Annotated in this window: 5 protein-coding genes; 4 read left to right on the top strand and 1 reads right to left on the bottom strand. The window is 71.2% G+C overall.

Annotated features, from left to right (window positions below):
- Positions 1-204 precede the first annotated feature (204 nt).
- The 4 genes from ACFU9P_RS02330 (at position 205) to ACFU9P_RS02315 (ending at position 3099) form a co-directional block, all read left to right on the top strand.
- Positions 205-1233, top strand: coding sequence for an SDR family oxidoreductase (locus ACFU9P_RS02330; RefSeq protein WP_384077263.1), 1029 nt, complete (start codon positions 205-207; stop codon positions 1231-1233).
- A gap of 10 nt (positions 1234-1243) precedes the next feature.
- Positions 1244-2059 carry a helix-turn-helix domain-containing protein gene (locus ACFU9P_RS02325; protein ID WP_384077261.1) on the top strand — a complete coding sequence of 272 codons (816 nt, stop codon included), beginning with the start codon at positions 1244-1246 and terminating at the stop codon, positions 2057-2059.
- Between the two features lie 226 nt (positions 2060-2285).
- Positions 2286-2654 carry a hypothetical protein gene (locus ACFU9P_RS02320; protein ID WP_384077259.1) on the top strand — a complete coding sequence of 123 codons (369 nt, stop codon included), beginning with the start codon at positions 2286-2288 and terminating at the stop codon, positions 2652-2654.
- Between the two features lie 40 nt (positions 2655-2694).
- Positions 2695-3099 carry a hypothetical protein gene (locus tag ACFU9P_RS02315; RefSeq protein WP_384077257.1) on the top strand — a complete coding sequence of 135 codons (405 nt, stop codon included), beginning with the start codon at positions 2695-2697 and terminating at the stop codon, positions 3097-3099.
- Between the two features lie 124 nt (positions 3100-3223).
- On the opposite strand, the gene ACFU9P_RS02310 is transcribed toward ACFU9P_RS02315, so the two are convergent.
- Positions 3224-9469 carry a type I polyketide synthase gene (locus ACFU9P_RS02310; RefSeq protein WP_384077255.1) on the bottom strand — a complete coding sequence of 2082 codons (6246 nt, stop codon included), beginning with the start codon at positions 9467-9469 and terminating at the stop codon, positions 3224-3226.
- Between the last annotated feature and the right edge of the window lie 193 nt (positions 9470-9662).

The following is a 9662-nucleotide window of genomic DNA, read 5'->3' as shown; positions in this document are numbered from 1 at the left end:
ACCAGGGACAGTGTGACGGGCGCGGGGGGGGGGGGGAAAAAAGAAAGACACAGAGCCCCCACCCAAGAACAAACAAAAAGAGTCCACCCCCCACCCCCCCCCCCCCCGCTTCCACGCATGGGGCGGCGTCGCTGAGTCTGTCCCTGGGAGTACTGGTATCGGCGAGATCTGGAACGCGATGATCCGGTCACCGACGATGAAGGTATGGCACATGTACTCGTCACGGGCGGAACCGGGTTTCTGGGTTCCCACATGATCGCGCAGCTCCTGACCGCCGGGCACACGGTCACAACCACGGTGCGCTCCCTGGCACGGCGTCCTGACGTCGAGCGGATGCTTGCCGTGGCCGGCGCCCCGCATGCGGACGGCGTTTCCTGTGCGGAGGCGGATCTGACCTCTGACAGCGGTTGGGACCGGGCCGTGACGGGAGTCGACTACGTCCTGCACGTGGCCTCGCCGTTTCCCGGAGCGCGGCCGAAGCACGAGGACGAGCTGATCGTCCCGGCCCGTGACGGGGCCCTGCGGGTCTTGCGGGCCGCCCGGGACGCGGGGGTCCGGCGCACGGTGCTTACCTCTTCGTTCGCGGCGGTGGGCTATGGCCATGGCCGGACCGGACAGACGTTCAGCGAGGAGGACTGGACGGAGACCGACGGGCCGGGGGTGTCCGCGTACATCAAGTCCAAGGCGGTTGCCGAACGGGCCGCTTGGGACTTCGTCGAGAGCGAGGGCGGCGGCCTGGAGCTGACGGTCGTCAACCCTGTGGGGATCTTCGGGCCGGTCCTCGGACCGGACTACTCCGCGTCCATCCGTATCATCCACGCGATGCTGACCGGCGGAATGCGGGCCGCGCCGCCGATCTGGACCAACACGGTGGACGTCCGGGACGCGGCCGACCTTCATCTGCGTGCCATGACCGCGCCTCGGGCAGCCGGACAGCGGTACCTGGCGCTCGCGGGCGAGCCGGTCTCGTTCCTTCACATCGCCCTGGCGTTGCGCGCGCGGCTCAGTGAGGCCGCCGCCAAGGCCCCCACCCGCTCCGCCCCGCCCTGGCTGCTGCGCCTGCTGGCCGCGGTCAACCCGGCGCTGCGTGAGACGGTGCCGCAGCTGGGCGTCGTGCGCCGCGCCTCCAACGTGAAGGCCCGCAAGGAGCTGGACTGGTCCCCTCGTTCCAACGAGGACGCCGTCGTGGCCACCGCGGAGAGCCTGGTCCGCCTCGGACTGCTGAACGGTTAGTGTCGACAGCATGGCACGCGAGACGGCCGACACCCTCGGCGAGTTCCTGCGGGCCCGGCGCGGGCAGGTCAACCCCGAACAGGTCGGGCTGCCCGCCGGCAAGCGGCGCCGGGTCCCCGGACTGCGGCGCGAAGAGGTCGCCCAACTCGCCGGCATCAGCCCCGAGTACTACCTGCGTCTGGAACAGGGCCGCAACCTCAACCCCTCCGACCAGATCCTGACCGCCCTGGCCGGTGCCCTCCAGCTCGACGAGGACGCCGTCGCCTACCTGCACCGCCTCGCCCACCCCGCCCCGCCCACCCGCAGGCCGCGCAGCCGCGCCCGTACGAACCAGGGCGATCTGCAGCCACTGCTGGACAGCTGGCCGCAGACCCCCGCCTACGCCCAGGGGCCCAGCGGACGGGTCGTCGCCGCGAACCGGCCGGCCGCGCTCCTGTGCCCCTTCTTCGCCATCGGCCACAATCCGCTGCGGGCCGCCTTCCTCGAACCCGAGATGCGCGGCCTCTACCCGCAGTGGGACGACATGACCGCGAAGGCCGTCTCCGGACTGCGCGCCATGATCGACGTCGACGAGGCCGACCCGGAGCTGCTGGAGACCATCGGCGAACTCACCGTCGCCAGCGAGCGCTTCAGCACCCTGTGGACCCGCCGCGAGGTCCGCCGCCGCGACACCGGCCTCACCCGGCTGAATCACCCACTCGTCGGCGAACTCGACCTGCGCTACGAGAAGATGGTGCGCCCGCAGGCCCGCCAGCTGATCGTCGTCTACTACGCCGACCAGGGCTCCACCAGCGCCGAGCGCCTGACGCTTCTCAGCGGCCTCTGATCAACGCGCGAGGACAACGAACCCCGCGGCCCGACGGCAGTACGTGGAGGCACGCGTGCCTTCCACTCGTTGGCGGCGTACGGACGTGACACCGACGGCTGCGGCGGCGGCGCTGCGCTTCCTTGACTTGAATTCACGCTTCTGACTTCGGGATTCCGTCGTTACTGTCGCAGCGCTTGTGCCGAGCGTCGTCCTGTGAGGGCGACGCGTGACAAGAGGGGGGAACATGAAAACTGCACGAACACTCGCGCGTGCTGCCATTGCCACCGCGGTCCTCGGAACCGCCGTCTCGCTGGGCGCCGGGCCGGCCTCCGCCGCGTCCGCCACCACCGCGAGCTGCGCCTACCCGTACGTGTGTATCCAGCGGCTGTCCGACGGGGCCATCATCGGGCGGTTCCAGGACGTCACCTCCGGCTTCCAGTCCCTGCCCTCCAGACCGAGCAACGTCAACATCATCAACACCCGCCACGACGACGTCGCCTACATCCGCTACGCCAACGGATCGCAGGCCTGCGTCGCTCCGGACAGCACCTTCAGCATCACGGGCTACGTCCTGACGGGCATTCGCATCTCCTCGTCCGCGACCTGTAGTTGAGCCACGTCATCACCGACCGGACACCGATCAAGGAGGAGATATGAGGACATCACGACAGCCCCTCAAGCGAGTCGCGTGGGCCGCGGTCGCGGTCACCGGGTTCCTGGCCGCCTCGGTGGGAACGGCGGTCGCCGCCCCCGTCGCCCCCGCTCCCGCCACCGCCCCGGCGAGTGCCGCGGCGAGCTGTGCGTACCCGTACGTGTGCCTGTTCAAGGGCGGCGTCAAGATCGGCCAGTTCCAGGACGTCACTTCGGGCTTCCAGTCCCTGCCGTCCAGGCCGACCGGCACGGCCAGTTCACCCATCACCGTCACCAACACCCGTCACGACGACGTCGCCTACATCCGGTTCGACAACGGTACGACCGTGTGCCTCCCTCCGGAGTACAGCACCAACTTCACCGGAACGCTGACCGGGATTCGTATCTCCTCGTCCGCGACCTGCTGAAGAACCCGCTGAGGTTCGACGTGGAGTGAGCGGTGACGCGGCCGCACGCACGCGGGAGGGCCTCGCTCGCGCAATGAGCGAGGCCCTTTGGCCGGCACCCGGACCGGCCCGGTGAAGCGCCGGCCTACGAGCCGTCGCCCGGGAGCGTTTCGAGCCACTTCTCGATCGCGTCCGCCGTCAACGCGGAGTGCTCCTTGGCGAGTGAGAGGTGGTTCGCCTCGATGTCGCGCACTTCGTCCGCCGGTACGGACGAGGTGTCGAGGATGAAGCCGTCCAGATCCTGGGTGCACCGGATCTGGAGCGTACGGGCGGTGGGCGGCGGTGCCTTGGACCCCGTCAGCGCCATGAACCAGTGCACCATCGCCGACATCCGGGCGCTGTTCAGCATCACCGACGGGGAGTCGATGTCGGCCAGGTAGAACCGGGTGGTCGCGTCGAGGTCGTTGCCCTCGCCCAGGTTGTAGTGGATGCTCGCGCTGTCCAGCAGGACGACGCCCTCGGGCTTGATCCCCCAGGTCTCCTCCATGGCACCCGCCGCGAGGTAGGCGAGTGAGCCGCCCGACGAGTGCCCCACCAGGACGAACGGTTCGCCGTCACTGGCGTGCAGCGCGCTCTCCGCGACGATACGGACCGCCGCCTCGCTCGTCGCGGGCAGCGGCTCACCGGGCGCGAAGCCCATCAGCGGGAGTGCGGAGAGGTGCCGCTTGCCGCGGAAGTGGGCGGCGATACGCGCGTACTGATGTACGCCACCGGTGGCGCCCGGTGCGCTGATGAAGATCAGCCTGGGACTGCGCGGGCCGTCCGCCAGGACGACGGGCGCGGACAGCTCCTCCAGATCGGCGGGGGTCTCGAAGGTCAGGCGGGTGTTCGCCACGGCCTTGAGCAGGCGCATGCCCTCGACGAGTTTGCCGTTCCGTACCGCGCTGTAGAAGAGGCCCTCCAGCGTCTCGCTCGCGTCCTGCGAAGGCCGCGCGACCGTGGAGGGACCGTCGCCACCGCTCGCGGAGCGGGGAACCCGCTGACCTGTCGGGAGCCCGGCGAGTTCCTGGTGCAGCCAGCCGGCGAGCTTGAGGGGCGTCTCGTTGTCGAAGACGACCGAGGTGGGCAGTCGCATGCCGAGCGCCTCGGCGAGCTGGTTCCGGAGCCCGACGGAGACCAGGGAGTCGAAGCCGAGTTCCAGGAAGCGGCGCTCCGGATCGATGGCGCCGGGGTCACGATGGCCCAGCAGACCAGCCGCGTACCCCACCACCAGATCGGTCAGCAGTTGGAGCTGTTCGGCCGGTCCGAGCCTGCGCAGCCGGTCGAGCAGCGTGACGGGTGACCGGTTCGCCGCGGCGGCGGAGCGGCGCGCCCGGGGCACGAGATCCCGCCACAGCGCGGGCAGTGACTGCTGGGCCTGGAGGCCCGCGACATCGAGGCGGACCGGGATGACGAGCGCCTCGGCGCGTGCCACGGCCGAGTCGAAGAGGGCGAGACCGGCGGCCGTGGAGATCGGCGGCATCCCGGTCCGGGACATCCGGTCCATGTCGGACCTGGCCAGTTTGCTGGTCATCCCGCTGCCCTGGGCCCAGGGTCCCCAGGCGAGGGAGGTCGCTGGCAGTCCGAGCGCCCGGCGGTGCGCGGCCAGGGCGTCCAGGAAGGCGTTACCGGCCGCGTAGTTGGCCTGGCCCGGGCTGCCCACGACACCGGAGACCGACGAGTAGAGGACGAACGCGGCCAGATCCAGTGCACGGGTCGCCTCGTGGAGATACCACGCGGCGTCGGCCTTCGGTTTGAGCACCCGGTCCAACTGCTCGGCTGTCAGCGAACCGAGCAGGGCGTCGTCGAGCACACCGGCCGTGTGCACCACGCCGGTCAGCGGATGCGCGGCGGGTACGGCCGCCAGCAGCGCGTCCAGCGCCGTACGGTCCGCGACGTCACAGGCGACGACGGTCACCTCGGCGCCCCGGTCCGTCAGTTCGTCGCGCAGTTCCGTCGCGCCCGGTGTGTCCGGGCCCCGGCGGCCCGCCAGGAGCAGATGCCGTACACCGTGTTCGGTGACCAGGTGGCGGGCCAGTTCGCCGCCGAGGCCGCCCGTACCGCCGGTGATCAGTACGGTGCCCTCGGGGTCCCAGACGGGCGCGGCGCCCGCGTCCGGGGAGGCCGTCCCGCTCTCGGGCAGGCGGGTGAGGCGCCCGGCGCGGACGGTGTGGTTGCGCACCAGCATCTGCTGCTCGTCCAGGGCGAGCACGCCCGGCAGCACTCCGGCCGACAGGAACGTGTCGTCCATGTCCACGAGCAGGAAGCTGCCCGGATTCTCCGTCTGCGCCGTCCGTACGAGTCCCCAGACCGCGGCCGCGGCCAGATCCCGGACCTCCTCGCCCTCCGCGGCGACCGCACCACGCGTGACGAAGACCATCCGTGCTCCCGACAGCCGCGGCTCGTCCAGCCACTCCTGGAGCAGGCCCAGCACCCAGCCGGTGAGAGCACGCACCGCCTCCGGCTGCTCCAGCTCCTGGTCACCCACCACCGGTACCAGGACGACATCCGGAGCGACACCGCTGTCCCCGACCGTCCCGGCCGGCGACTCCGCGTACGCGACGACCGTCTCGTCCGCGCGGTGCATCGCGTAACCCAGATCCAGTTCATCGGCGCCGACGACCGCCCAGCGGGTGCCGGACACGGGCCGCACCGTGGGTACGGAGACCCAGTCGACGCCGAAGAGCGAGGCGTTCTCCGTACGGCGCGGGGCGTCGGCCGCCTCCGGCACAGCCGTCCGCAGAGCCAGCGACTCGACGGAGAACACCGGCTCGCCCTGTACGTCGACAGCCGCCAGTTCGAATGAATCCTGGCCATTGGGGGTCAGCCGTACCCGCAGGGCCGACGCGCCCGTGGCATGCACGGAGACCCCGCTCCAGGCGAACGGGAGCAGGCCCCGAGAGGTGTCCTCGGGCCCGGCGAACACCGTGCTGTGCAGGACGGAGTCGAACAGAGCCGGGTGCACCCCGTACCCGTCCGCGTCACCCGCGTGCTGGGGGAGCGTGACCTCGGCGTAGATCTCCTCGCCCCGGCGCCAGGCCGCGGACAGTCCGCGGAACGCCGGACCGTACCGCAGTCCCTTGCGGAAGAAACGGTCGTACAGCTCCTCCACCGTCGCGGCGTCGACGGCTGTCGCGCCCTCGGGCGGCCAGACGGACGCGTCGAAATCGACCACGTACTCCTCGCGGCCGATCCGCCCGGAGGCGTGCAGCGTCCAGGTGGCGTCCTGGACGCCGGAGGGGCGGCTGTGGCAGCGCAGCTCGCGGTGGCCGTTGTCGTCCGCGCCGCCGATGGAGATCTGGATCTCGGCCGCGTCGTCGTGGGGGAGGATCAGCGGGGTGGTGAGCACCAGTTCCTCGACGCGGTCGCAGCCGGCCTGGGCCGCGGCGCGTACGGCCAGCTCCACGAAGCCGGTGCCGGGGAAGAGGACCATCCCGTTCACCACATGGTCGGCCAGCCAGGGATGCGACCGTACCGACAGCCGGCCGGTCAGCAGCACCTCGTCGGACCCCGCCACCATCACCGCCGCGCCCAGCAGCGGATGTTCCGCCGGGACCAGGCCCAGACCGGAGGCGTCCACGCGCGCCGATATGGACGGCCAGAACCGCTCGCGCTGGAAGGCGTACGTCGGTACGTCCACCCGCCGCGCGCCCGGGAACAGACGCCCCCAGTCGAGGGCGGTTCCCCTGACGTACGCCTCCGCGGCGAACGAGAGGAAGCGGTCCCAGCCCCCGTCGTCCCTGCGCAGCGAACCGATCGCGAGTGCCCGGCGGTCGGTGGAGTCGATGGTGTCCTGGATGCTGGGGAGCAGCACGGGGTGCGGCCCGACCTCGATGAACTGCCCGTATCCGTCGGCCAGTAGCGCCCGCGTGGCGTCCTCGAACAGTACGGTCTCGCGCAGATTGCGGAACCAGTGCTCGGCGTCGAGCCCGCTGGTGTCGAACTGCCCGCCGGTGACGCAGGAGTAGTACGCGGTCTCCGAGGCCTTCGGCGTGATGTCCGCCAGGGCTTCGAGCAACTCGTGGCGGATCGCGTCCACATGAGAGGAATGGGAGGCGTAGTCCACCGGGATCACCCGTGCGCGGACCCCGTCGGCCTCGCACGCGGCGACCAACTCCTCCAGCGCCTCCGGCTCACCGGCGACGACAGTGGCGGACGGGCCGTTGACAACGGCGATCTGGATACGGTCCCCCCAAGGGGCGATCGTACGGGTGACCTCCTCCGCGGACAGGGCGACGGACGCCATCCCGCCGTGACCGGACAGGCCCCGGATCGCGCGGCTGCGCAGCGCCACGATCCTGGCGCCGTCCTCCAGGCTGAGGGCACCGGCCACACAGGCGGCGGCGATCTCGCCCTGGGAGTGGCCGACCACCGCGTCGGGCACCACACCCACCGCACGCCACACCTCGGCCAGACCGACCATGACGGCCCACAGCGCGGGCTGGACCACGTCCACCCGCTCCAGGCCGGGAGCGCCCTCGGTCCGGCGCAGGACCGACTCCAGGTCCCAGTCGGTGTACGGCGCGAGGGCCCGCCCGCAGGCACGTACGCGCGCGGCGAACACCTCGCTGGTGTCCAGCAGGTCGACGGCCATACCGGCCCACTGGGCGCCCTGCCCGGGGAAGACCAGCACGGTCCTGCCGCTGCCGCCGGCCGGGGTCCTGCCCCGGATCACACCGGAGGAGACCTCACCGGCCGCGAGCGCGTCCAGACCCGCCAGGAACTCCTTGCGGTCCGAGGCGACGAGTACGGCGCGGTGCTCGAATCCGGTACGGGTCGTGGCCAGCGAAAGGCCCACGTCCGCGGGGCTCAGCTCGGGCCGCGCGGACACGAAGTCCCGCAGCTTCGCCGCCTGGGCGCGTACCGCGGCCTCGCTCCTGCCGGAGACCACCCACGGCAGCGCACCGGTACCGACGACCGGGGTCTCCTGCGCAGCGGTCTGCTCTCCCGCCCTGTCCGTGGCGGTCCGCGTCTCCTCCGGAGCGGGCGACTGCTCCAGGATCACATGCGCGTTGGTGCCGCTGATGCCGAACGACGAGACGCCCGCGCGCCGCGGGCGCCCGGTCTCCGGCCACGCCGTGCGCTCCTTGATCGGCTCGACCGAGCCGGCCGTCCAGTCCACCCGGGTGGACGGCGTGTCCAGATGCAGCACCTTGGGCAGCACACCGTGCTGGAGCGCCATCACCGTCTTGATGACCCCCGCGGCGCCGGCCGCCGCCTGGGTGTGGCCGATGTTGGACTTGACCGCGCCGATCAGCAGCGGCCGTTCACGCTCCTGTCCGTACGTGGCCAGCAGCGCCTGCGCCTCGATCGGGTCACCCAGGCCCGTACCGGTGCCGTGGGTCTCCACCGCGTCCACGTCGGAGGGGGAGAGCCCGGCGCCGGCCAGCGCCTGCCGGATGACGCGCTGCTGCGAAGGGCCGTTCGGCGCGGACAGGCCGTTGGACGCGCCGTCCTGGTTGACCGCACTGCCCCGCAGCACGGCCAGCACCGGGTGTCCGTTGCGCTGGGCGTCCGAGAGACGCTCCACGACGAGCATGCCGACGCCTTCCGACCAGCCGGTGCCGTCGGCGTCGTCGGAGAACGCCTTGCACCGGCCGTCGGGGGCGAGGCCGCCCTGGAGGCTGAACCCGGCGAAGCTCGACGAGGTCGTCATCACCGTCACACCGCCGGCCAGTGCCAGCGAGCACTCGCCCGCCCGTACCGCCTGCGCGGCCAGATGGAGGGTCACCAGCGACGACGAGCACGCGGTGTCGAGGGTGACCGCCGGGCCCTCCAGACCGAGCGCGAAGGAGAGCCTGCCCGACATCACACTCGCGGCCAGGCCGTTGCCCGCGTACCCGCCCATGTCGTCGTCCGAGGCCAGCACGAGATGGGCGTAGTCCTGGGAGTTGGTGCCGACGAAGACACCCGTCCTGCTGCCCCGCAGCTCGGTGGGGTCCGTCCCGGTCCGTTCGATGGCCTCCCAGGCCGTCTCCAGCAGCAGTCGCTGCTGCGGATCCATGGCGAGGGCCTCGCGCGGCGAGATCCCGAAGACGCCCGGGTCGAACTCGGCCGCGTCGTACAGGAATCCGCCCTGCTGCGTCGCGCTGCGCCCGGGACCGTCGCCCGCGAGTACGCCGAGGTCCCAGCCGCGGTCGGTCGGAAACCCGGAGATCGCGTCGCCGCCGGAGGAGACCAGCTCCCACAGATCCTCGGGCGAGCGCACTCCGCCGGGGTACCGGCACGCCATCGCGACGATCGCCACCGGCTCCTGCTTGCCGGATTCGACCTCCTGAAGACGTTGCCGGGTCTGGTGCAGATCAGCGGTGACCCACTTCAGGTATTCGAGGAGTTTCTTTTCGTCCGGCATCCTCAGCGAACCTCTCTCCCATGGATACGAGCACGTCGCGCAGGTACGGCCTCCGTGACTGCTGCCAGGCCCTGTCCGGTCGCGGAGTGCTGCCATCCTGGGAGGCGAATGTGTCCGCCCCGGCTAGGAACCACGTCGGGACGGGCTCGGCTTCACCGCGACGGGAAGTTCGCCGGACGTCGGTACCACGTCG

The organism is Streptomyces sp. NPDC057617 (genome assembly GCF_042800555.1).
In the GTDB taxonomy this organism is placed as follows: domain Bacteria; phylum Actinomycetota; class Actinomycetes; order Streptomycetales; family Streptomycetaceae; genus Streptomyces.
The sequence above is the reverse complement of the archived record's forward strand: the minus strand, read 5'-3'. Positions and strand labels throughout refer to the sequence as shown.

Excerpts from the sequence above, each read along its gene's own strand:
- ACFU9P_RS02330 (WP_384077263.1), top strand. The coding sequence starts at position 205 with ATGGCACATGTACTCGTCACGGGCGGAACCGGGTTTCTGGGTTCCCAC.
- ACFU9P_RS02325 (WP_384077261.1), top strand. The coding sequence starts at position 1,244 with ATGGCACGCGAGACGGCCGACACCCTCGGCGAGTTCCTGCGGGCCCGG.
- ACFU9P_RS02320 (WP_384077259.1), top strand. The coding sequence starts at position 2,286 with ATGAAAACTGCACGAACACTCGCGCGTGCTGCCATTGCCACCGCGGTC.
- ACFU9P_RS02315 (WP_384077257.1), top strand. The coding sequence starts at position 2,695 with ATGAGGACATCACGACAGCCCCTCAAGCGAGTCGCGTGGGCCGCGGTC.
- ACFU9P_RS02310 (WP_384077255.1), bottom strand. The coding sequence starts at position 9,469 with ATGCCGGACGAAAAGAAACTCCTCGAATACCTGAAGTGGGTCACCGCT.